This window comes from Thalassospira sp. SM2505 (assembly GCF_054901115.1).
The window spans coordinates 316,268-337,924 of the sequence record NZ_CM142731.1 but is presented as its reverse complement, the minus strand read 5'-3'; the positions used below and the strand labels follow the sequence as shown (position 1 = coordinate 337,924).

At 54.9% G+C, this 21,657-nt stretch carries 22 protein-coding genes; 17 read left to right on the top strand and 5 right to left on the bottom strand.

Going from position 1 to position 21,657, the window contains the following annotated elements; translation table 11 throughout:
- Positions 1 to 44 precede the first annotated feature (44 nt).
- Positions 45 to 737 carry a LysE family translocator gene (locus tag ACTU44_RS01520; protein ID WP_462096481.1) on the bottom strand — a complete coding sequence of 231 codons (693 nt, stop codon included), beginning with the start codon at positions 735 to 737 and terminating at the stop codon, positions 45 to 47.
- A 101-nt stretch (positions 738 to 838) separates the two neighbouring features.
- Here ACTU44_RS01520 and ACTU44_RS01515 point away from each other — a divergent pair, with 101 nt between their 5' ends.
- On the top strand, positions 839 to 1,756 hold the full coding sequence (locus ACTU44_RS01515) for a LysR substrate-binding domain-containing protein (protein WP_462096480.1): 918 nt from the start codon (positions 839 to 841) through the stop codon (positions 1,754 to 1,756).
- Positions 1,757 to 1,788: 32 nt separating this feature from the next.
- On the opposite strand, the gene ACTU44_RS01510 is transcribed toward ACTU44_RS01515, so the two are convergent.
- Together ACTU44_RS01510 and ACTU44_RS01505 are read right to left on the bottom strand one after the other, a co-directional pair.
- On the bottom strand, positions 1,789 to 2,829 hold the full coding sequence (locus ACTU44_RS01510; protein WP_114096318.1) for a LacI family DNA-binding transcriptional regulator: 1,041 nt from the start codon (positions 2,827 to 2,829) through the stop codon (positions 1,789 to 1,791).
- 50 nt (positions 2,830 to 2,879) lie between these two features.
- Positions 2,880 to 4,211 carry a GH1 family beta-glucosidase gene (locus ACTU44_RS01505; RefSeq protein WP_462096479.1) on the bottom strand — a complete coding sequence of 444 codons (1,332 nt, stop codon included), beginning with the start codon at positions 4,209 to 4,211 and terminating at the stop codon, positions 2,880 to 2,882.
- 228 nt (positions 4,212 to 4,439) lie between these two features.
- Here ACTU44_RS01505 and ACTU44_RS01500 point away from each other — a divergent pair, with 228 nt between their 5' ends.
- The 4 genes from ACTU44_RS01500 to ACTU44_RS01485 all read left to right on the top strand — a co-directional run bounded on the left by ACTU44_RS01500 (position 4,440) and on the right by ACTU44_RS01485 (position 8,667).
- Complete coding sequence (locus ACTU44_RS01500; protein ID WP_336079633.1) at positions 4,440 to 5,684, top strand: ABC transporter substrate-binding protein; 1,245 nt, start codon at positions 4,440 to 4,442, stop codon at positions 5,682 to 5,684.
- An 84-nt stretch (positions 5,685 to 5,768) separates the two neighbouring features.
- The gene (locus ACTU44_RS01495) at positions 5,769 to 6,725 is read left to right on the top strand and encodes a carbohydrate ABC transporter permease (protein ID WP_258548571.1); all 957 of its coding nucleotides are present in this window, start codon (positions 5,769 to 5,771) and stop codon (positions 6,723 to 6,725) included.
- A gap of 2 nt (positions 6,726 to 6,727) precedes the next feature.
- A complete protein-coding gene (locus tag ACTU44_RS01490) occupies positions 6,728 to 7,582 on the top strand; it encodes a carbohydrate ABC transporter permease (RefSeq protein ID WP_462096478.1) in 855 nt (284 codons plus the stop codon).
- 5 nt (positions 7,583 to 7,587) lie between these two features.
- Positions 7,588 to 8,667, top strand: a complete 1,080-nt coding sequence (locus ACTU44_RS01485) for an ABC transporter ATP-binding protein (RefSeq protein ID WP_336079630.1) — start codon at positions 7,588 to 7,590, stop codon at positions 8,665 to 8,667.
- Between the two features lie 121 nt (positions 8,668 to 8,788).
- Here ACTU44_RS01485 and ddpX read toward each other — a convergent pair whose 3' ends face one another.
- A complete protein-coding gene (gene ddpX, locus ACTU44_RS01480; RefSeq protein ID WP_462096477.1) occupies positions 8,789 to 9,349 on the bottom strand; it encodes a D-alanyl-D-alanine dipeptidase in 561 nt (186 codons plus the stop codon).
- A gap of 139 nt (positions 9,350 to 9,488) precedes the next feature.
- Between ddpX and tsaB the strand changes: the two genes are divergently transcribed.
- Together tsaB and ACTU44_RS01470 are read left to right on the top strand one after the other, a co-directional pair.
- Positions 9,489 to 10,169 carry a tRNA (adenosine(37)-N6)-threonylcarbamoyltransferase complex dimerization subunit type 1 TsaB gene (gene tsaB / locus ACTU44_RS01475; RefSeq protein ID WP_258548570.1) on the top strand — a complete coding sequence of 227 codons (681 nt, stop codon included), beginning with the start codon at positions 9,489 to 9,491 and terminating at the stop codon, positions 10,167 to 10,169.
- Between the two features lie 41 nt (positions 10,170 to 10,210).
- On the top strand, positions 10,211 to 10,696 hold the full coding sequence (locus ACTU44_RS01470; RefSeq protein WP_258548569.1) for a GNAT family N-acetyltransferase: 486 nt from the start codon (positions 10,211 to 10,213) through the stop codon (positions 10,694 to 10,696).
- Positions 10,697 to 10,844: 148 nt separating this feature from the next.
- Here the strand turns inward: ACTU44_RS01470 and ACTU44_RS01465 are convergent, their stop codons facing one another.
- On the bottom strand, positions 10,845 to 11,090 hold the full coding sequence (locus ACTU44_RS01465) for a sulfurtransferase TusA family protein (protein ID WP_114096310.1): 246 nt from the start codon (positions 11,088 to 11,090) through the stop codon (positions 10,845 to 10,847).
- A gap of 255 nt (positions 11,091 to 11,345) precedes the next feature.
- Here ACTU44_RS01465 and ACTU44_RS01460 point away from each other — a divergent pair, with 255 nt between their 5' ends.
- The 10 genes from ACTU44_RS01460 (at position 11,346) to metK (ending at position 21,527) form a co-directional block, all read left to right on the top strand.
- Complete coding sequence (locus ACTU44_RS01460; RefSeq protein WP_114096309.1) at positions 11,346 to 11,768, top strand: Fur family transcriptional regulator; 423 nt, start codon at positions 11,346 to 11,348, stop codon at positions 11,766 to 11,768.
- A gap of 162 nt (positions 11,769 to 11,930) precedes the next feature.
- On the top strand, positions 11,931 to 12,725 hold the full coding sequence (gene olsB / locus ACTU44_RS01455) for a l-ornithine N(alpha)-acyltransferase (protein WP_114096848.1): 795 nt from the start codon (positions 11,931 to 11,933) through the stop codon (positions 12,723 to 12,725).
- Positions 12,722 to 13,627, top strand: a complete 906-nt coding sequence (locus tag ACTU44_RS01450; RefSeq protein ID WP_462096476.1) for a lysophospholipid acyltransferase family protein — start codon at positions 12,722 to 12,724, stop codon at positions 13,625 to 13,627. Before olsB ends, ACTU44_RS01450 begins: the two co-directional genes overlap by 4 nt.
- A 170-nt stretch (positions 13,628 to 13,797) precedes the next feature.
- Positions 13,798 to 15,189, top strand: a complete 1,392-nt coding sequence (gene miaB / locus ACTU44_RS01445; protein ID WP_462096475.1) for a tRNA (N6-isopentenyl adenosine(37)-C2)-methylthiotransferase MiaB — start codon at positions 13,798 to 13,800, stop codon at positions 15,187 to 15,189.
- A complete protein-coding gene (locus tag ACTU44_RS01440) occupies positions 15,186 to 16,301 on the top strand; it encodes a PhoH family protein (RefSeq protein WP_336079624.1) in 1,116 nt (371 codons plus the stop codon). The genes miaB and ACTU44_RS01440 overlap by 4 nt, the downstream gene beginning before the upstream one ends.
- Positions 16,285 to 16,875: an rRNA maturation RNase YbeY gene (gene ybeY, locus ACTU44_RS01435; RefSeq protein ID WP_336079623.1), complete on the top strand. Its 591-nt coding sequence runs from the start codon at positions 16,285 to 16,287 to the stop codon at positions 16,873 to 16,875. The genes ACTU44_RS01440 and ybeY overlap by 17 nt, the downstream gene beginning before the upstream one ends.
- A gap of 80 nt (positions 16,876 to 16,955) precedes the next feature.
- Entirely contained in the window at positions 16,956 to 17,897 is a 942-nt protein-coding gene (locus tag ACTU44_RS01430) for a hemolysin family protein (RefSeq protein WP_114096846.1), read from the top strand.
- Positions 17,890 to 19,467, top strand: a complete 1,578-nt coding sequence (gene lnt, locus ACTU44_RS01425) for an apolipoprotein N-acyltransferase (RefSeq protein WP_462096474.1) — start codon at positions 17,890 to 17,892, stop codon at positions 19,465 to 19,467. The genes ACTU44_RS01430 and lnt overlap by 8 nt, the downstream gene beginning before the upstream one ends.
- Positions 19,468 to 19,576: 109 nt before the next feature.
- Entirely contained in the window at positions 19,577 to 20,047 is a 471-nt protein-coding gene (locus ACTU44_RS01420; RefSeq protein ID WP_114096845.1) for a helix-turn-helix domain-containing protein, read from the top strand.
- A 307-nt stretch (positions 20,048 to 20,354) separates the two neighbouring features.
- The gene (gene metK, locus ACTU44_RS01415) at positions 20,355 to 21,527 is read left to right on the top strand and encodes a methionine adenosyltransferase (RefSeq protein ID WP_114096304.1); all 1,173 of its coding nucleotides are present in this window, start codon (positions 20,355 to 20,357) and stop codon (positions 21,525 to 21,527) included.
- The last annotated feature ends 130 nt before the right edge of the window (positions 21,528 to 21,657 follow it).

The window sequence follows — 21,657 nt, the reverse complement described above, 5'->3', positions numbered from 1 at the left end:
GGCGACACGGGAATCCGTTCCTGATACCCTGCAGAAAGACCGGCCTAGCTTGCCATAAGCTTGATGCCAAGCCCTGCAAGGCACAAGCCGACTGCCCGTTCGATCCATGTCTTGATCGCCGCCATGCGGGCCTGCACAGCAGGGAGTGTCAGGGCTATCGCGACCAGTGCAAACCAGATCATGTGGCAGGCGGCGATATAAAAGCCATATCCGATTTCCTGCAGTATCGGGGTGTTTGGCGAAATCACCTGACTGAACAGCGATACGATAAACAGCATGGTCTTGGGGTTCAGCGCGTTGCAGGCAAATCCGGTCCAGAAAGCATGGCGATCCGCGTTGTTCCGGTTTTGATCCGGCTTCGGTGCATTTGACATTGTGGTTACCCGGACATTCACATTTTTCAGATGCCTGCGGCGACCAAAAATTACGCGAATATCTGGCCACAGGGCCGACATTCCAAGCCAGATCAGATAGCCTGCACCCAGATATCGCAGACTGTTCAAAACCCAGACATTGCTGGCAAAAACAACACCCAGTCCGATCAGGGTATAGGTCAGATGTACCGAAACACCGCTACCGATCCCGATGGCACACAGAACCCCGGCCCGCCTGCCCCGCGCAAGTGCGATGCGTGTGACCATGGCAAAGTCCGGGCCCGGACTGATGACCGCAAGAAGGGTGATGATGCCAACGGCGATGATTTCCATCGACAGGAACTGATTTGATAATTCGGGCATGGATGTGATCCTGACTAAGCTGAAAAACCGTTTGATCTGTGAGTAGATTGAGTATCAAACTGGATCAATCGTCAGAAAATCGAAAAATACCGGGAAATATTGTGAGTAATATTCACAAAAAACGCAGCCTGCCTCCTTTGGCGGCCTTGCCAGCCTTTGAGGCCGCAGCACGCCATCAAAGTTTTTCACGCGCGGCCGAGGAATTGCACCTGACCCACGGCGCCATCAGCCGGGCGGTGGCCCAGATTGAAGAACGCATGGGGGTTGATCTGTTTGTCCGTCGCAATCGCCGGGTCTGGCTGACCGCGGCGGGCGAAAGGCTGTTAAAGGCGACGGGAAGTGCGCTGGACGGGCTTGATCAGGCGGTTGAGGATATCCACCGCCATGCCGGAACCTCACCGATCCTGACGGTATCGTGCGAGCCAAGCCTGGCCATGCGCTGGCTGATGTCGCGGCTCGGGGCATTCCGTCAGGCTAATCCCGATCTTAATATCGATTTGCGTCTTGCTGGTGGCCCGGTAGATTTGCTGTCTGATGGTTGTGATCTTGCCATTCGCAGGGCCGATTACGGGATTTCGGAAGACTATATCACCACGCATTTATGGGCCGAATATGCCGGACCGGTGTGTGATCCTGATTGCTGGGAAAATATTCTCGATCGGGATTTATCCAATGCGCGCTGGCTTCACAGTCGCACCCGGCCTGATGCATGGGATGACTGGAAGCGTGCCAGTCATCTGAATGTATCGCCAGCCAGCGAGCAATATTTCGATCACTTCTTTTTTGCCCTGCAGGCGGCGGTGAACCGTCTTGGTACGGCGATTGGCCCCTTGCCGCTGGTCTATGATGATCTGGCGACCGGGCGGCTGATTGCCCCGCATGGTATGGAGCCGACCGGTTTTGACTATGTGCTGATCACGCTCGATTCACCCAAGCGCGACCCGCGCATTACGGTATTTTTTGACTGGCTAACGGGCGAAGCCGGGGATATGGGCGATGGCAGGTTGCCGGACCAATAGGGCGGATTTGGGTGCGGATATAACCGACTGGCTCAGAAATCCTCGCCTTCGCGGAATGCGGCAAGATCATCAATCCGGCGATAGGGCAGCAAGGTTTGGAGCTGTTCGGGGTTCGCCCCGCTCATCAATTCATGCAGATGTCGGGCAAGGACTTCACCGACATGTCGTTGCGGCTGATAGTAATAGGCCAGTTTTTGCTTTGACAGCATACGAAACGGCATGCCGCCAAAACCGACAACCCCGATGCCATCACGGATGGTATCCATGCCAAGTTCCATCAGGGCTTCAAGCGCCCCGATCATGGTCATCTGGCTGGCGCAGACAATGGCGGTGGCGTCGCGTTGATGGCCAAACAATTTTGTTGTGGCTTCGCGTGCGGCCCGCACCGACACATCCGATGGCATCCAGATCAGGCTATCGGGATCAAACCCGGCATCAACCATGGCCCGGCGGGCCCCGCGTTTGCGATAGCCAAAAAAGGTCAGGTCTTCAGGCGGGTCGATCATGCCGATCTTGCGGTGGCCATCCTCGATCAGGCGCGTGATCGCGTCGTAGGCGGCCTGTTCATCATCATGATCGACAAAGGCGTGCGGTGTCAGAAGTTCGGTGCGGCCAAAGCTGACAAACGGAAAATCATGCTGAAGGCAGTATTTGGCACGTTTGTCCTGAAGCGTGGTGCGTGAAAACACCACGGCATCTGCCATGCGTTGTGTATGGACCTTGCGCACCGGTTCAAGGGGATCCTCCCCGCTGGTTTGTGCCAGAACCACCAAAGAATAATGATCGGCCTCAAGCCCCTGTGCCAGGCTTTCGACCTGTGCCAAGAAGCCCGGGTCGCCGTAATCGCCGACTTCGGGTGAGTAAAGGATAGAACAGACCTGCATGGTTTTGCCGGTACGCAGCATGACGCCCCTGGCATCGGGGCGATAGCCGATTTCCTCTGCGGCTGCCTTGACCTTGGCAACGGTGTCGGATTTGACTTCCGGTCCGTCTTTTAGCGCGCGCGACACTGTCGTAACCGACAGGCCAAGGCGGTCGGCAATCGTGCGCAGGTTAGGGCGAGAAGCAGGCATGACAGGTCCGTTCTTATGTTCTTTCGGACAATCTAAGCGTCCGGCGCATCCTATGGCAATGCGTTCTGTGTAATCACATTGCGCATAAATTCATAGGACGCCTTTGGGGTGCGTTTGAGAGTCTCATAATCCACATGAACAAGTCCGAACCGCTTGTCATAGCCATAAGCCCATTCGAAATTGTCCAGCAAGGACCATGGCATATAGCCTTGAACATTCGCACCTTCGGAAACTGCGCGCAAAAGGGCATCAAGATATTCGGTGTAATAGGCAATGCGATCCTGATCGTCGACATGACCGTTATGGCCGGGGACATCGGTAAAGGCACCACCATTTTCAGTCACGAAAACCGGCGGATTACCGTAATTCTCCTGCAGGATTTTCATGGTGCGATAGAAGCAGTCTCCGTCAATTGCCCAGCCCATTTCGGTGCGCCGGAAATATTTTGGCGGTTCGACGTGCTGGAACGGCCATGCCTTGCCTTCGGCAGCCTGGATATAGCTCGGGAAATACTGGTTAAGGCCCTGAAAATCGACATCGGTTCTGATGGCTTCCAGATCGCCCGGCCGGATATGTGGTGCCATCCGGTCGAGAATCAGTTCCGGATAACGCCCGTAATAGACCGGATCAAGAAAGGCACCATTCCATTTGGCTTCGAAAAGCTCGATCAGATGGGCATCCTGTTCGCGACGATGCGGCAGGGTATAACCCTTGTGCATCGGCAAGACGAATCCGACCGGCGCATCGGGATAATGATGTTTGATGATGCGGGTGGCGCGCGCATGACAGAGATTAAGATGATGGGTCACGCGCATTGCGGCACGCGGATCGGTGATGCCCGGTGCATGCCGGCCTTCTTCGTGGCCAACCCAGGCGACAACATTGGGTTCGTTGAATGTGACCCATGATTTGATGCGGTCGCCCAGACGTGTCACCAGCAATTCGGTATAATCACCAAACCAGTCGACAATGTCGCGATTGGTCCAGCCACCGCGATCCTGTAACGCTTGCGGCAGATCCCAGTGATACAGGCACAGCCAGGGATCAATGTCACGTTCAAGCATGCCGTCAACCAGACGGCTGTAAAAATCGATGCCGGTTTCATTGACCTTGCCCGTGCCTTCGGGCAGGACGCGCGGCCACATGACCGAAAACCGGTAATGTCGTGCTCCCAGCCCCTTGATCAGGTCAAGGTCCTCGGCCCAGCGATGGTAATGGTCGCAGGCAACACGACCATTGTCGCCATTGGCGACCCGGCCCGGAGTGGCGCAATATGTGTCCCAGATGCTGTCGCCGCGTCCGTCGTCATCAGCACCGCCTTCGATCTGATAGCTTGAGGTGGAGACACCCCAGCGAAACCCGTCGGGGAATGATTTTGTCATGGTTGTTTCCTTACCCTCAGCGGATGTTCTTGTTGAATGCATCCAAAATCGTAACGTTTCGAAAATTCAGGCAAAAAAATATATTCGCCGTTCTCTTATCCTAATATCATTGGGTTTTGTGGATTGACAAGGGTGAATAAAGTGCTTATCAAAAAAATCGTAACGTTACGATTTTCCGTTTAAGAAGAGATCGGGCGTGAACGTATCCAATAGGGAGGAACATCCGTTATGACGAAATTTTCCAAAGTCGCAGCCATTGCGGCATTTCTGAGCGCAGGTGTCTCTGCCGGTGCGCTTCACGCCCAGACAGCAGAAGTTCTGCATTGGTGGACATCGGGCAGCGAGCAGGCCGCTCTTGCCGAAGTGCGCAAGGTGTTTGAGGCAAGTGGTGGCAAATGGGTTGATACCCCGATTGCCGGAGGCGGCAATGCCCGTGCTGCTGCAGTGAACAGGATGCTGGGTGGCGATCCGGCGGCTGTTTTTCAGTTCTCCATCGGTCAGCAACTGCGTGAGCTGGCTGATCAGGGGCTGCTTGCCAATGTCGACAAGATCGCAAACGAAGAACATTGGGACGACAAGTTACCGCCACTGATTGTCAAGGCGGCGAAATATGATGGTGAATATATCGCGGCCCCGATCAACATCCATGGCGAGAACTGGATGTTCTATAACAAGGCCGCACTTGAAAAAGCTGGCGTGGATGTTCCCAAAAGCTGGGATGACTTCGTGGTGGCTGCGCAAAAACTGAAAGATGCCGGCATTATCCCGATCGGGCTGGGTGGTCAGCCCTGGCAGGAACGCATCATGTTCAACAGCGTTCTTCTGGGCGTTGCCGGGCGCGAATTTTATGCTGATCTTTACAGCACGCTTGATGATGACCTCCTTGATTCCGATACCATGCGCAAGGTGTTTGAAACCTTTGCAGCTCTTAAACCCTTTGTTGATGAAGGCAGTCCCGGCCGTAACTGGAACGAGGCCACCAGCATGGTGATCAAGGGGGATGCAGCCTTCCAGTTCATGGGGGACTGGGCCAAGGGTGAAATCATTGCCGCCGGGATTGAACCGGGTACGACAGTCGGATGTTCCTTCGCCCCGGCAATTGATACGGCCTATATCATGACGGTCGATGCCTTTGCCTTCTCGGCAATGGACGGGGAAGAAGCCACACCGGCCCAGGCAAAGATGGCCCATGTGATGCTTGAGCCTGATGTGCAGATCGCCTTTAACAAGAAAAAGGGATCTATTCCGGCCCGTCTTGATGTGCCTGCGGACAGTTTCGATAGCTGTGCCCAGACCGCGATCAAGACCCTGCAGGACAAGAAAACCCACCTTGTCAGTACCGGTCTTTTCGGGGTGCCAAGTGCGGTTTCGGGTGCAATTGATGACAGCATCTCGAATTTCTGGAACAGTACGGATATGAGCCCGCAAGAGGGTCAGGCGAAGTTCCATCAAGCGATCTCCAACGCCAAGTAAGGCGAAAACTCCAGAGACTTTGCAGGGATGCGCCGCTGCAAACCGCAATATGCGGGGCAGCGGCGCCTTTACAAAGAAGCGAGAATGTCTATGGCCGATCCGGCACAAGGTGTGTTGCAGCGTTCTGTCGCACAGGAAGAAACGCAAAAAGAAGGCAGGCGGCGCTGGCGTCCGCAATGGACAGCAAGAATGGCGCTGATCCCTGCCATGATGATCACCATTTTCTGTTTCTACGGGTTCATCATCTGGACATTCGTGATTTCGCTGACGCGGTCACGTTTGCTGCCTGTCTACAAATTCACCGGCTTCGATCAATATGCCCGTCTGTTTGCCAATGAACGGTGGTGGACGGCGATGCAGAATCTTGCGATTCACGGCTTCCTGTTTATCGGTGGCTGTATCGTTTTTGGCTATTTACTGGCCATTCTGGTCGATCGGGGTGTGAAGGCCGAAGGACTGTTTCGCACTGTTTTCATGTTGCCGCTTTCGATGTCATTCATTGTGACCGGCGTGATCTGGCAATGGGTGATGAATCCCGGTCTTGGTCTTCAGGAAGCGGTGCGGGCGCTTGGCTGGGCCGGGTTTGAATTCAACTGGATCGTGCGGCCCGACCGGTCAATCTACACGCTTGCCATTGCGGGTATCTGGCAACAGGTCGGGTTATGCATGGCGCTGTTTCTTGCGGGCCTTCGCAATATTGATCCCAATATCTGGAAGGCCTCGCGTGTGGATGGCATTCCGGTCTGGCGGGTCTATTTGCATATCATCACACCGATGTTGCGCACGGTGTTCTTCACGGTCTTCATTCTGATGAGCGCGATTGTCATGAAGGCTTTTGATCTGGTCGTTGCCCTGACGGGGGGCGGTCCGGGCTTTTCATCTGACCTTCCTGCCCGTTTTGTGGTTGATCACATTCTAAACCGTCAGGAACTTGGACTTGGTGCAGCGGGGGCGTTTGTCCTGCTTTGTACCGTGATCGCCGTAATCGCACCCTATATCTATTTCGAGCTGCAAAAAGAGCGCAGCGGGCGGGGGCACTGATCATGCGATATAATCGGCTTGCCCTTTACGGATTGCTCTGTGTGGCGGCAATCATGATCCTGTCCCCGGTTTTCATCATGATTTCGACATCGCTGAAATCCATGGATGAAATCCGCAATGGCAGCATCTTTACCCTGCCCGTCGATCCCGGATTTGCGGCATGGAGCAAGGCGTGGTTTGGCGATTGTGCCAAGACGCTCGGTAAGGGCTGTGGCGGTCTTTCGTCATCCTTCATGACGTCGGTCAAAATCGTTATCCCGGCCCTCATCCTGTCGGTCGGGCTTGGGGCGATCACCGGCTATGCCCTGGCTGCCTGGAAGATGAAGGGCGCGAATGTGATGTTCGCGGCCCTTCTGGTCGGCATGTTCATTCCGCCGCAGGTAACCCTTTATCCCCTGATCATCATGATCCGTGAATTGGGGATATTTGGCACCATTCCCGGACTGATCCTTGTGCATGTGATCTGGGGTGTTGCCTTTACCACCATGATGTTTCGCAACTTTTTCAAGACGGTTCCGCAGGATTTGCTTAAAGCCGCCCGCATTGACGGTGCCGGGTTCTGGCGGTTGTTCTGGCATGTGATGTTGCCAATATCGTTGCCGATCCTTGGTGTCGCGATGATTTTGCAATTTACCTATATCTGGAACGATTTCCTTCTGGGTCTGACCTTTGGGGGACGTGCGGGACAGCCGATGACGGTTGCACTGAACAATCTTGTCGGATCGCAATTCGGCGAGAAGGAATACAATGTTGATATGGCTGCGACCATGCTGACGGCCTTGCCGACACTTGCGGTTTATCTGCTGTCGGGGCGGTTGTTTGTGCGCGGGATTGCCGCGGGCGCAGTGAAAGGATAACGGGAATGAACGGCGTTGAACTTCGTAATGTTACCAAGGCCTATGCCGGGCTGACGGTGATGGAAGATATCAATCTTGAAATTGCCGATGGCGATTTTCTGGTGCTGCTTGGCCCGTCAGGATGTGGCAAATCGACCCTTCTGAACATGATTGCCGGGCTGGAGCCGACAACCGATGGTTCTATCCATATCAATGGACGCGACGTCACAAGTCTTGAACCGGACGAGCGCGACATTGCGATGGTGTTTCAGTCCTATGCGCTGTATCCGACCATGTCTGTGCGCCGGAATATCGGTTTTGGTCTGAAAATGCGGGGCATGCCCAGGGATGAGATCGACAAACGCGTCGCCGAGGTCGGCGATCTTTTGCAGATCACGCCGCTTCTGGATCGCAAGCCTTCTCAGCTTTCGGGCGGGCAGCAACAGCGTGTGGCGATTGGCCGGGCCTTGGTACGCGAACCGTCTGTGTTCCTGTTTGATGAACCGCTTTCCAACCTTGATGCCAAATTGCGTGCCGATATGCGCATCGAGCTCAAGCGCCTGCATGAACGGCTTGGCCGGACGATTGTGTATGTGACGCACGACCAGATCGAAGCCATGACGCTTGCCACCAAGGTCGTGGTTCTCGACAAGGGCAGCATTCAACAGGTCGACACACCGGAAAATGTGTATCGCAGACCCGCAAACCGGTTTGTTGCAAGCTTTGTCGGCGCCCCGACGATGAACTTTCTTGATGGCAAGCTTTCGCAAAATGGTGACGACATTGTCTTTGACAGCGGTGCGGGATGTTTGCCGCTGGTCAATGTCCCGGCCGAGGCCCGTGATCTGATCGGGCGTCCGATGACGCTGGGCGCGCGCCCCGAACATATGCTGTTTGATGAAACCGGCATCTCTTCGCGCGTTTTATTGGCTGAGCCGACCGGGCCGGATCAATATGTCCGCCTCGCGGTTGCCGGGTCGGAACTGACTGCGCGCAGTGGCCCCGAACAGATTTTCAGATCGGGGAGTGATACCAGAATCCTGATTGATGGGGCGCGAATGACATTGTTTGATTCGCAAAGCGGTCAGGCGCTTTTGACGGCGTGACATGCTGAAATGAAGCGGAACCGGCCCGGGTGGGAATGAAACCAAGACTGTTTTCGTTCTGCATCAGATAAAGCAGCACGCAGCGGCGGGGCATGATTGCTCCGCCGTTTTGCGATGGCGGTTAACGTTGCATCATCGGTTCGGCAAGGGCGCTGTCAGAAAAAAGCGGATATTTGCTGGATGCCTTGGGCAGCTGATAATGCCACCATTCATGGTCGTAATATTCGAACCCGGCACTGACCATGATGCCCAACAACAGCAAGCGGTTGGCTTCAGCCTGTCTGGAGATCAGTTCGGATCCGTGATAGGACCGGCTATGCATTTCGTCAAACCCTGCCCCCATATCCAGTTCCTTGCCGTTTTGATCAATCAGGGTTAGATCAATGGCCACACCACGACCATGTGGCGATCCGAAATCCGGATTGGCGACGAAATCGGGGTTGGGCGAATGGTTCCAAAGGGCGCGTTGGGCTTCCTGGGGCCGGAATGCATCAAGAATGCGCAGCTTGACCCCCTGACGCTTTGCCATGGCCGCGGCCTTTTTCAGGCATGCAGCCGCATCCGCATGAAGATAGCAGGCAGGTCGTGTATAGATTGGTGCCCCGGTGAAATTCCGATCCGTGGCATAGACGATATCAATTTCGACATCATATTCAGAAGGCGTAATTTCGACCAGCGCCATCGCCGGAGGCTCCCTGTTCTTGTCGTTCACCGATTACATAAAGAAGATGCTGACTGGACAGCCGCGCTCATCAGATAGCGCAGATCATAATGCATCGCAAACATCGTCGCGAAGTCCGGAGACATCCGGCCCAACGATTTTGGCCATTGATACCGCCTCAACGTCGCTTTCGACGGCGGTTCTGGTCAATGGTGTGGTCAAGGGCGAGCTTTATGAGGATATGGAACGCGGTCAGGCCGAACATCTGATGGGCTTTATTGCTCGCACGCTCGAAACCGCCAAAGTCACAATGGCCGATCTTGACGGCATTGCGGTTACGGTCGGACCGGGTGCCTTTACCGGAATGCGCATCGGTCTTGCAACTGCGCGCGCCTTGGGTCTTGCCCGCAAAATTCCGGTTGTCGGGGTGAGTTCACTCGAAGCTGTTGCCTATGGTGTGTCGGAACGCGATCAGCAGGGCCGCAATATCCTTGTTGCCCTTGATAGCAAGCGAAACGAAATTTTCGCCCAGGCCTTTGATGGCAAAAAACGCCCGCTTAGTACGGCTGAATGTGTTGCCCCGCGTCAGGCTCTGATGATGGCACCACCTGGTGATACCTTGCTTGCCGGGGATGCGACCCCGCGTCTTCTGACGGCTGCGGCCCATGCGCCAGATGCGTTTTATGACTGTACGGCACCCGGACTGCCGCGCGCGGGAAATGTGGCACGGATTGCGGCTGAACGTTGGGAAAGTGGTGAAAACCTTGCGCCGGTACCGATGTACCTGCGTGCGCCGGATGCAAGACGTATCGAAGATCAGGGGCCGCGTAAAAAGGAATGAACCCGCATCCCTCAAAGAGTGTGGCCAGCACAATTGAATTGGTGCCTCTGACCGCCGCCTTTGCGTCCGTCGCGGAGCAATTGCATGCGCAGGGATTTGAGGATTGCTGGGATGCCGATGCCATCATCCGGTTGCTTGATGTGCCAGGGGCATTCGGAATTTTGGCCTATGCGCCCGGTAACGAGGCGGAAAACCGTGATGATATGCCCCTGGGCTTTGTTCTGATCCAGACAATGCTTGATGAGGCCGAAATCAATACCATCGTCGTTGCCAGGGAAGCCCGCCAATGCGGTGTTGCGCGCAAGTTACTGGCAGGGGTTGTGGATCGCCTTGGGGATAATGGTGTTGGTCGGCTGTTGCTTGAAGTGGCAGAGGATAATGCGCCGGCCATTGCCCTTTATCGACAATGCGGTTTTACCGACATCGGTCGACGCAAGCGATATTACCGGCGAAAGTCGGGCCGCGAGGTCGACGCGCTGGTGATGGAGCGGGGTCTTGGATCTTGTGTTCTGGGTTGGGGCGACTGACGTCAGAACATCAAACCGGCAAAGTTTATTTTGTCGTCATGGCCTTGCGCAAGTTGGACGCATTTTAATCTGTTATATCCACATAAAGGGTGTGGTTTTACACATCAACCTGTTGTACTGTAAGCCTGCATTGGAACTGGCGGTTTACCTACGCCTTGCGGATGGTTAACCGGAAAGTGCCCGGTGTATCGGCAATTTCGACCAATTCGATGACTTCGTCGCCCATCTCGGTGACCGAGCGCGGAACGTTTTTCAACGGTTCCCCGGCACCCAGAGTGACCTCAAGTACCTGACCGGGTGTCATGGTTTCAAGTTTGAGGCGGGTCCGGACAAATGTCATCGGGCAGACATCAGACGTGATGTCTATTTTATGGTCGGGATTTTTGATGGCCATTCCGGTCTCCTGACTTGGTGCGCACTTGTGAAGTAGCGCTCTTGTATGCAGGTGGCAAGGGGCATAGGAAAGAGCCGGTTTCAAGCGATTAGCAGATGCTTTGGCATTTCCGATTGCGAATTGACGAATTTATCGCGAATTGAACCTTGCGATATGTGGCGGATTTTTCAATATTTAGCCACAGAGATTAGAGAGCCTAGGGGTTAAGTCCTGGCTGGGGACAGGCGGAACCGGAAACGGAAACGAGACAAGACAATGCTTGCAGAATCAACCATCGAGCAGAAATGCGTCGACGCGGGCCTTAAAATGACAGGACAACGCCGGGTTATCGCCCGCGTGCTGTCAGAGTCCGAAGATCACCCTGATGTGGAGCTGGTCTATCGCCGGGCAACCGACATCGATCCCAAGATTTCAATCGCAACCGTGTATCGCACGGTGCGCCTTTTCGAAGAAGCCGACATTCTTGAAAAGCATGACTTCGGTGACGGACGTGCGCGTTACGAAGAACTCACCGAAGAGCATCACGATCACCTGATCGACATGCGTTCGGGCGATGTCATCGAGTTTTCCAACGAGAAAATCGAAAAGCTTCAGGAAGAGATTGCCAAGGAACTTGGTTACAAGCTGGTCGGTCATCGTCTTGAACTTTATGGCGTTCCTTTGAAAGACGAAAAATAAGTCCGGTTTTCAACCGCACTGTTGATTGACGAAAATCAGAGCCACTTGCGCATTTGTGCAAGTGGCTTTCATAATTTTGTTACGCGTTCTTCACAAACCCTTCACTCGCCCTTCACGCAAATCGCGCGCAAAATCCGGGCAGATGAACAAAAGGGTGTTGTCATGCGCGACGAAAGACAGCTTCAACGGCTTGAGGTCCGCCTTGCGGAAACCGAGGATGAAATCCTCGCCAGCCAGAAACTTCGCTATAAGGTCTTTTATGAAGAGCGCGGCGCAAAGCCGACCGCCGAAATGGCCGCCGAAAAACGCGACTTCGACCATTACGATCCGCTGTGCGACCATCTTCTGGTGCTTGACCATAATCGCGGTGCCGGTGCGGATGCGGTGGTGGGGACCTATCGCCTGCTGCGTCAGTCGGTTGCCAACGAACATGGTGGTTTCTACAGCGCGGACGAATACCATATCGAAAGCATGCTTGCTGCGGTAAAGGAAACCGGCGAGATCATGGAACTTGGTCGTTCCTGTGTCGAGGCGGATTACCGCACCATGCCGACCCTGCAACTGCTTTGGCAGGGGATCGCGGCCTATGTGTTCAAATACGATATCAAGCTGATGTTTGGCTGTGCATCCTTCCATGGCACCGATCCGGATGCCTTCAAGGATGTTCTGACCTATCTGCATCACAATCATCTGGCACCCGAAGACATGCGCCCGCGCGCCATCGAGGAACGCTATGAACCGATGGCGCGTGCCGAAATTGACGGCATCGACCAGCGCCAGGCATTGCGTGACCTGCCACCGCTGATCAAGGGCTATCTGCGACTGGGTGGTTTTGTCGGCGATGGTGCGGTGGTTGATCATCAGTTCAATACCACGGACATCTGCATTGTGTTACCGACTGAAAAGGTAACTGATCGCTATTACAAGCATTACGAACGGACCGCGAGGGTATCGTGAACTGCTATGTGTGCGCCGCTATCCGGCTGATGGCCTATATGCTTCTGACACTTGTACTGTTGCCGGTACAGATGGTGGCGATCACATGCCGTTTGCGTCTGGCAGATGAATTGCCGCGTTTTTATCACGCGCTGTGCCTGCGTATCCTTCATATCGAGGTGCGGGTATCGGGTGTTGATCTGATGGATGGGCCCGGTGTGATTGTTGCCAATCACGCATCCTATCTTGATATCCCGGTTCTGGGCGCGCTGACGCGTGGCAGTTTCATTGCCAAGACCGAAGTGGCGAGCTGGCCGGTATTTGGTGTCCTTGCCAAATTGTCGCGTACCACCTTTGTTGAACGCCGCGCGGTGCGTTCGCGTGAACAGAACCAGCAGCTTGGTGACCGTTTGCAAAATGGCGACAAGCTGATCCTGTTCCCCGAGGGAACCAGCAATGATGGCAACCGGGTTCTGCCATTCAAATCGACTTTGTTTGCATCGGCCGAACGGGCGATGCCCGACGGGTCGCCCGTAAAATTCCAGCCGGTCTCGATTGCAGCCACCCGGCTTGATGGTGCGCCGATTGGTCGTGACTTGCGGGCATTCTATTCCTGGTACGGGGATATGGACTTGGCCCCGCATTTGTGGCAGTTTCTCGCGCTCGGCAAGGTGACGGTTGAAATTGTTGTCCATGCGCCTGTGACGCTGGCGGATGCAGCAGGATCGCGTAAGGAACTTGCCCGGATTTGCGAAGCCCGCGTTGCCGAAGGACATCAGGCAGCTTTGCGTGGTTTGCATCAGGGTGTTCCGGTCCAGCTGATCGACAGCGGTTTGTCCGGAGAACTGATCGGATGTTCGCCTTTGGCGATCATTTCAGAAGATTTTCGACTGTTTGGTCCTGATCGACAGTTCGGCTCCTGATCATTTTGCCGTATAATGCACCGGTTGATGTGAAATTGGGTTTCACCTGACCGGAAATTCAGATAACGAGATGTCCGAAAGTTCCGGCCTTGCGACTATGCGGAACTCAAGCGCGGTGTGACTTATTCACACCGCTTTTCGGCGTTTTGAGAGAGCGAAACGGATCTTACGTGACTGAACCGAAGAAACTTTTTGTAAAAACCTATGGCTGCCAGATGAATGTCTATGACAGCCAGCGCATGCAGGACGTCTTGGCGCCGCTGGGATACCAGTCGGTCGACAGCGCCGAGGGCGCAGATATGGTAATCCTCAATACCTGTCACATTCGCGAAAAAGCGGCCGAAAAGGTGTTTTCCGACCTCGGGCGCGTACGCAAGCACAAGGAAGCCAAAGAGGCCAATGGCGGTGACAAAATGATCGTCGCCGTCGCCGGCTGTGTGGCACAGGCCGAAGGGGCCGAACTGATGCGGCGCGAACCGATGGTCGATATGGTGTTCGGCCCGCAGACCTATCACCGACTGCCGGAAATGGTTGCGCGCGCCAACCGTGCGATTGGCCGCAATCGCATCATCGATACCGATTTCCCGGCCGAGGAAAAATTCGATCATCTGCCCGCACAGGTTTCAAACCAGGGCTATTCGGCGTTTCTGGCCATTCAGGAAGGTTGCGACAAATTCTGCACTTTCTGTGTCGTGCCCTATACGCGCGGGGCGGAATATTCGCGTCCGGCGATGGATGTTATCGGCGAAGCCAGACAGCTTGTCGCGCATGGCACGCGGGAACTGACCCTTTTGGGGCAGAATGTGAATGCCTATCACGGTGAAGCCCCCAATGGCGGGGAATGGTCGCTGGGTCGTTTGCTCCGCGAACTGGCCGAGATCGACGGGCTTGATCGCATTCGTTATACGACTTCGCATCCGCGCGACGTGGATGATGATCTGATTGCCGCACACCGTGATCTGAAAAAACTGATGCCGTTCCTGCATCTGCCGGTTCAGGCCGGATCGGACCGTGTTTTGCAGGCGATGAACCGCAAGCATGACAATGCCGATTATCGCGATATTGCAAAGCGTCTTAAGGATGCTTGCCCGGATCTGGCCTTGTCATCGGACTTTATCGTTGGCTTCCCCGGTGAATCCGACAAGGATTTCGAAGACACTATGGATATCGTGCGCGATATCACCTTCATTCAGGCTTTCAGCTTTAAATACAGTCCGCGTCCGGGTACCCCGGCCTCGGCGATGGAGCTGCAGGTGCCTGAAAAAGTCAAAACCGAACGGATCATGCGTCTTCAGGCGCTTCTGGCCGAGCAACAGCTTGAATTTAACCGCAACTCTGTCGGCAGGGAGATGGATGTCCTGCTGGAGCGCCGCGGTAAATATGAAGGGCAGCTGGTTGGCAAAAGCCCCTATATGCAGCCGGTTCATGTTTCCGGACTGCCGGAAACCGCATTGGGTCAGATCGTAAGGTTGAAAATCACGGAAGCGCTGCCTAATTCCCTTGGCGGCGAACTGGTCGATGCCACCAATAACGGCCAGAAATCGGAAAGGAACGTTGCGTGAGCGGCACCCCGACTAAGAACAAACCGACAAACAAACCAGCGGCCAAAGTAAAACACGCCCCCAAGGATTCCGATCAGATCGAGTTTCAGGACAACGCCCTGGCCCAGCTTCTATACGGGCCACAGGCGGAAAACCTGACGCGTCTGTCCGAGCGCACCGGCGTTCAGGTATCAAGTCGCGGTCTTGTTGTCATGCTGACCGGTGAACCGGCCAAGGTTGCACAGGCCAAAAAGGTTCTGTCGCAGCTTTATGCGCGCTTGCGCGACAAGGAAATCGATCAAATCGATGTCGAAACAGTGGACGGGGCCATTCGTCTGTCCGAACCGGATGACACCGATCCGTGGAACGGCCAGACCAAGGATATGTTTGGCGGGTCGCGCCTGACCATTCAGACCAAAAAGCGCCGGATTTCGCCGCGCTCCAAACGTCAGAAGGATTATGTCGAGGCGATCCTTGATAACGAACTGATCTTTGGCATTGGTCCGGCCGGTACGGGCAAGACCTATATTGCGGTCGCCATGGCAGTACAGGCCTTTATCCTGGGTCAGGTGGATCGTATCATCCTGTCGCGCCCGGCTGTTGAAGCTGGCGAGCGGCTTGGCTTTTTGCCTGGTGATCTCAAAGACAAGGTCGATCCGTATTTGCGCCCGCTTTATGATGCGCTCCATGACACGCTTCCGGGTGATGTCGTGATCAAACGCATGGAAAGTGGCGAGATCGAAGTGGCTCCGCTTGCCTTCATGCGTGGGCGTACGCTTTCACATGCCTTTGTCATTCTGGACGAAGCCCAGAACACCACTCCGATGCAGATGAAAATGTTCCTGACCCGTTTGGGCGAAGGATCGCGCATGGTGGTGACCGGCGATTTGACCCAGATCGATTTGCCCGATGGCACCAAATCGGGTCTGCGTGATGCGCTTGAAACCATTGGTGATGTCAAGGGCGTGGCGACGATCAAGTTTGATCAGCGCGACGTTGTGCGCCACCATCTGGTGACCAAGATCGTTCAGGCCTATGACGCGGCCGATGCGTTGCGTGATCGCCTGAAAAAGGGTTATCGCGGCGAAAAGGATACCGCGAACAAGGATGCGGACAATGACGGCACCGCTTGATCTGGATCTTGAGGTCGAGGCCGGAGACTGGCAGCAGGACGAAATCGCGGCGATTGAAGCTGCGATTGTTGCGGCCCTTGACGGTGCGCTTGCTGACGGCGCGCTTTGGGATGACGACGGCGTTCCGACTGATGGTACAGAGGATGAAGGCGACGGTGCGTCGCTTTTATCGGTTGCCCCGGTGATCGAGATTGGTGTGCGTTTGTCTGATGATGCATCGGTTCGCATCCTTAATCGCGATTATCGCGACAAGGACAACCCAACCAATGTTCTGTCCTTTGCGGCCCTTGAAAGTGCCGATGATGCCGATGCCTTCATGATGGCTCCGGACATGCCGCTGATGCTTGGCGATATTGTGATTGCGCGTGAAACCTGCGCGCGCGAGGCTGTCGAACAGGACAAATCACTGAAAAATCATCTTGTTCATCTTGCCGTTCATGGCACGCTGCATCTTGTCGGCTACGATCATATGGTTGATGATGAAGCCGAAGAGATGGAAGAACTTGAACGCCAAATTCTTGCTGGCCTCGGGATTGATGATCCCTATGAGCCGATTGAAGACGCGCCGGTTTAGCCGAAAGGCTTGTTTGAATTAAAGGATGTCGAAACCGACCCATGAACGACATAAGTCAACGCGACGACGACCACGACAGTATGCGCCCTCGCACAGGCGAGGAAGCAATTCAGGAGTCAGAAACCGGCTCCTTATGGGATAATGTGGCCTCGGCCCTAGGGTTCAAGCGCGGAAAGTCGCGCAATGGCGAGGCCTCGCTTTCCGATACGCTCGAAGAACTTGCCGAGCGGACCGAAGAAGACGACGAACCGGTTTCGCTGCACGAACGTTCGCTTTTTGAGAACATCATTGCGCTACGCGACATGACGGCAGAAGACGTTATGATCCCGCGTGCCGACATCGTGGCGGTGCCCAAAACCATCGAGCTTGAAGCTCTGGTCGAGGTCATGGTCAAAAAGGCGCATTCGCGGTTGCCGGTTTATGGCGATACGCTTGATGACATTGCCGGCATGGTTCACATCAAGGATGTTCTGGGCTGTGTGGCCGCAGATCGCGAATTCAGTCTTCAGGCCCTGTTGCGGCGCGTTCTGTTTGTATCGCCTGCGATCCGGGTTCTTGATCTGTTGTCGGAAATGCGGTTGTCGCGCACGCATATGGCGCTGGTGGTCGACGAGTTTGGCGGTATTGACGGTCTGATCACGATCGAGGATCTGGTCGAGGAAATCGTTGGCGAGATTGATGACGAACATGACATCGACCAGACGCCGAAACTGATCCGGCTTTCGGATGGCTGCTATATTGCCGATGCCCGTTTTGAGGTCGAGGACCTTGAAGAAAAACTGTCCTTTAGCTTGCTTGATGAAGATGAGGACGAGGATATCGACACCCTTGGCGGTCTTGTCTTCTCGCTTGCAGGACGGGTTCCGGCACGCGGCGAGCTGATTGAACATCCCAGCGGCATTCAGTTCGAAGTTCTTGATGCTGATCCACGCCGCATTCGCAGATTGCGCATCCATATGGTGCGCCGGGATGCGCCGACGCCATCAGAAGAAACCAAAAATCAGGAAAAGACGGATGATTAAAACGATGGCGACACGTCTGGCGGGGCTGTCAGGCTGGCGCAGGCGTTTTGTCTGGTTGTTCTCCGGGGCGGTTGCGGTTTTGGCGCTGCCGCCTTTCTTTTTAATCCCCGTTTTGCCGGTTGCCTTTGCGATTTTGCTCTGGAGCCTTGAGGGAGTCCGTTGCAACAAGGGCGCACTTTCGGCGGGCTGGTGGTTCGGAATCGGGCATTTTGCCGCCGGTTTCTATTGGGTCAGTCATGCCTTTCTGGTGCAGCCGGAAATCTATGGCTGGATGATCCCCTTTGCGCTTTTGGGATTGGGCGGAGGGTTGGCAATTTTCCCGATGCTTGCCGTCTGGGCGACATGGCGCCTGACCGATGGCCTGATCCGGCGCGCGGTGTTGCTTGCCGTCTTCTGGTCGGTGGCGGAATATGCGCGCGGGCATATTCTGACCGGGTTTCCTTGGAACCTTCTGGGCCATATCTGGGCCGTTGATGCGGCTCCGATGCAATTTGCGTCCGTCGTCGGGGTCTATGGTCTGTCCTTTGTAACCGCCTTGTTTGCAACGCTTCCTGCCGCTGTCATTGGGGCAAAGCCCGGCAAGCTTGCTGCTCTTGGTGGTGTCTTGATCGCAGTGCTTTTGTGGGGTGGCGGTGCTGTTCGTTTGTCGCTTGCCGGGCCAGATCGCTCTGATATGCCGCTTTCAGAACTGCCTGCCGATGTTCCGGTGGTGCAGATCGTTCAACCCAATATTCCCCAACGCGACAAATGGCGTCCTGAATTGCAGCGCCAGCATTTCACCAGACTGGTGGAAATGTCGCAGCGTCCTGCGGGCATGAGCCCGACGCAAAAACGTATTGTGATCTGGCCTGAAACAGCAGCGACATTCTTTGTCGAGACCCAGACCATCGCACGCCAGCAAATGGCCGAGACCCTGGGGCCGAACGACATCCTGATTACCGGGGCGCCAAGGACCTATCCGCGCGACACCGACGAATACAAGGTCTGGAATTCCGTTCAGGTGATTGATGCCAGCAGCACTATCATTGCAAGCTTTGACAAATTTCATCTGGTGCCATTCGGGGAATATGTTCCGTTCCGCTCGATCCTGCCATTTCCGAAACTGACAGCCGGGCGGACGGATTTCTCGGCCGGGCCGGGGCCGCAGACATTGTCGGTGGCCGGAATGCCAAGTTTCTCGCCGCTGATTTGCTATGAAGTCATCTTCCCCGGAGCGGTTACCGATCCGGAAAATCGGCCTGAATGGCTGTTAAATGTCACCAATGATGGTTGGTTTGGCGATAGTGCGGGTCCATATCAGCATATGGCGGCGGCGCGTTTTCGGGCTGTGGAGGAAGGGCTTCCTTTGGTGCGGGCCGCCTATACGGGAGTATCTGTTTTCTTCGATGCCTACGGACGTAAACTGGCCTCCCTCCCCTTAAGTGCAAGTAATATCTTGGTTCACCCCCTTTTGAGTGATAAAAACCATACTACAGTATATTATTTGTGGCGCGATATTCTATTTTACGGTATTGTTACCTTCTTCGCCGTTCTCGTTATGGGATATACTCGACGATCAAAATCCCTTTAGGCGGCTGTTAAAAGCACCGAACCGTCCAGAGATTGTCCCATCTAAATAAGGACGGGTAGGTCGGAGTGAGAGAAGGAACAACCTTATGTCGCCCAAGGATGAAAGCGCGATGGTGAAAAACACCCGTGGTCGTGGCCGTGGCCGGACCGCAAGTGGCAAACCAAATCCTGTAGATATTCACGTTGGCGCGCGCGTTCGCCTGCGCCGGACCCTGCTTGGCATGAGCCAGGAAAAGCTGGGTGAGGCCATCGGCCTGACATTCCAGCAAGTCCAGAAATATGAACGCGGTGCAAACCGTGTCGGTGCATCGCGCCTTTATGACTTGTCCCGTGTGCTGGAAGTCCCGGTATCGTTCTTCTTTGATGATATGCCCGAAGAAGTATCGTCGAAATCGGTCCATGAACGCCGCGAGATGTCCGAAAGCCCGGATCCGTTTGACAATGATCCGATGAACCGCCGCGAGACCCTTGAACTGGTGCGCGCCTATTACCGGATTACTGACCCCAACCAGCGCAAGAAAATCTTTGAGCTGGTCAAATCCATGGGGGCTTTGCAGGTTGGCGACGCTGATCAGAAATAATCGCCCGCCTTCATACTGTTAATATCAGGCGCATCTCGCAAGATAACGGGATGCGCCTTTGCTTTTGGCGCAAGAGAATGCCGGTGCTATGCAATTTGCCGGTTACTCTTTTGCGTCAATGATGCTTGACCTGCAAAAAGTGATCAGGCAAAAGCGTCATGCAGCTGTAAAACAGCACCGAATATGTGGACGGATTTGGACCGCTTGCCACCACACAAAAAAAGGCTAAGTGGGCGCTATCGATACCGATCCGGTGTTGAGAGCCCTCCGGTCCAGTTTTGGAAACCCATTACCGGAGAAGGTCTTAATGTCTCTTTCCGAATATCTTTTTACCAGTGAATCCGTCTCGGAAGGTCATCCGGACAAAGTCTGTGACCGCATTTCCGATTCCATCGTTGATGCATTCCTTGCCGCTGACGAGGATTCGCGCGTTGCCGTCGAAACCCTTGCAACCACCAACCTGGTGGTTCTGGCAGGTGAGGTTCGCGGCCCTGAAAGCGTGACCAAAGAGGTCATGATCGAAAAAGCGCGCGAAGCCATCCGTGCCATCGGTTACGAGCAGGAAGGCTTCCACTGGAAGACCGCAGAAATCCAATGCCACGTGCATGAGCAGTCTGCTGATATCGCTCAGGGTGTTGATTCCGCAGGCGAGAAAGACCTTGGCGCAGGTGACCAGGGCATCATGTTCGGTTACGCATGTAACGAAACCGACGAATTGATGCCGGCACCGATCCAGCTCTCGCACCGTATTCTGCGTGCCATGGCCGAAGATCGTCATTCCGGCAAAGCACCGCAGTTCGGTCCGGATGCCAAAAGCCAGGTGACCCTTCGCTATGTCGATGGCAAACCGGTTGGTGCAACCTCGGTTGTGGTTTCGACCCAGCATGCCGATGGTCTGTCGCAGGCTGACGTCCGTGCGCTGGTTCTGCCCTATATCGAAGCTGCCCTGCCGTCTGGCTGGATGCCGTCTGATGAAGAAATCTACATCAACCCGACCGGCCGCTTTGTGATTGGTGGTCCGGATGGGGACGCCGGCCTGACCGGCCGCAAGATTATTGTTGATACCTATGGTGGTGCTGCACCGCATGGTGGCGGCGCATTCTCTGGTAAAGACCCGACCAAGGTTGACCGTTCGGCTGCCTATGCTGCGCGTTACCTTGCGAAAAACGTGGTTGCTGCCGGTCTTGCAGAACGTTGCACCATTCAGCTGGCTTACGCGATTGGTGTTTCCAAGCCGCTGGCGCTTTATGTCAACAACCACAATACCGGTAATGTTGACGAGCTGAAGCTTGGCAATACCCTGCGTCAGCTGATGGATCTCAGCCCGCGCGGTATTCGCGAGCATCTTTCGCTTTGCCGTCCGATTTACACCCCGTCTTCTGCTTATGGTCACTTTGGCCGTCAGCCGACTGCAGATGGTGGCTTCTCCTGGGAGCGCACCGATCTGGTCGGGGAACTGAAATCGGCATTCGGCGCCTGATCCACAGGCACCAGCATTGCAAAAGTGCGATTTGCCAAATTCGCACGACGTGATATGAGGCGGGCGGCCCGGAATATTCCGGTCGCCCGTTTTGATTTGTGATCCGGCCCGTTTGGCCCAATGATCACAT

Bases quoted from the DNA above. Each gene is read 5' to 3' on its own strand.
- ACTU44_RS01505 (WP_462096479.1), bottom strand. From the start codon at position 4,211: ATGACAAAATCATTCCCCGACGGGTTTCGCTGGGGTGTCTCCACCTCA.
- ACTU44_RS01420 (WP_114096845.1), top strand. From the start codon at position 19,577: ATGGTGAAAAACACCCGTGGTCGTGGCCGTGGCCGGACCGCAAGTGGC.
- ybeY (WP_336079623.1), top strand. From the start codon at position 16,285: ATGACGGCACCGCTTGATCTGGATCTTGAGGTCGAGGCCGGAGACTGG.
- ACTU44_RS01485 (WP_336079630.1), top strand. From the start codon at position 7,588: ATGAACGGCGTTGAACTTCGTAATGTTACCAAGGCCTATGCCGGGCTG.
- ACTU44_RS01520 (WP_462096481.1), bottom strand. From the start codon at position 737: ATGCCCGAATTATCAAATCAGTTCCTGTCGATGGAAATCATCGCCGTT.
- olsB (WP_114096848.1), top strand. From the start codon at position 11,931: ATGCGCGACGAAAGACAGCTTCAACGGCTTGAGGTCCGCCTTGCGGAA.
- ACTU44_RS01490 (WP_462096478.1), top strand. From the start codon at position 6,728: ATGCGATATAATCGGCTTGCCCTTTACGGATTGCTCTGTGTGGCGGCA.
- lnt (WP_462096474.1), top strand. From the start codon at position 17,890: ATGATTAAAACGATGGCGACACGTCTGGCGGGGCTGTCAGGCTGGCGC.
- ACTU44_RS01430 (WP_114096846.1), top strand. From the start codon at position 16,956: ATGCGCCCTCGCACAGGCGAGGAAGCAATTCAGGAGTCAGAAACCGGC.
- ddpX (WP_462096477.1), bottom strand. From the start codon at position 9,349: ATGGCGCTGGTCGAAATTACGCCTTCTGAATATGATGTCGAAATTGAT.
- metK (WP_114096304.1), top strand. From the start codon at position 20,355: ATGTCTCTTTCCGAATATCTTTTTACCAGTGAATCCGTCTCGGAAGGT.
- ACTU44_RS01500 (WP_336079633.1), top strand. From the start codon at position 4,440: ATGACGAAATTTTCCAAAGTCGCAGCCATTGCGGCATTTCTGAGCGCA.
- ACTU44_RS01460 (WP_114096309.1), top strand. From the start codon at position 11,346: ATGCTTGCAGAATCAACCATCGAGCAGAAATGCGTCGACGCGGGCCTT.
- ACTU44_RS01465 (WP_114096310.1), bottom strand. From the start codon at position 11,090: ATGGCCATCAAAAATCCCGACCATAAAATAGACATCACGTCTGATGTC.
- ACTU44_RS01510 (WP_114096318.1), bottom strand. From the start codon at position 2,829: ATGCCTGCTTCTCGCCCTAACCTGCGCACGATTGCCGACCGCCTTGGC.
- ACTU44_RS01495 (WP_258548571.1), top strand. From the start codon at position 5,769: ATGTCTATGGCCGATCCGGCACAAGGTGTGTTGCAGCGTTCTGTCGCA.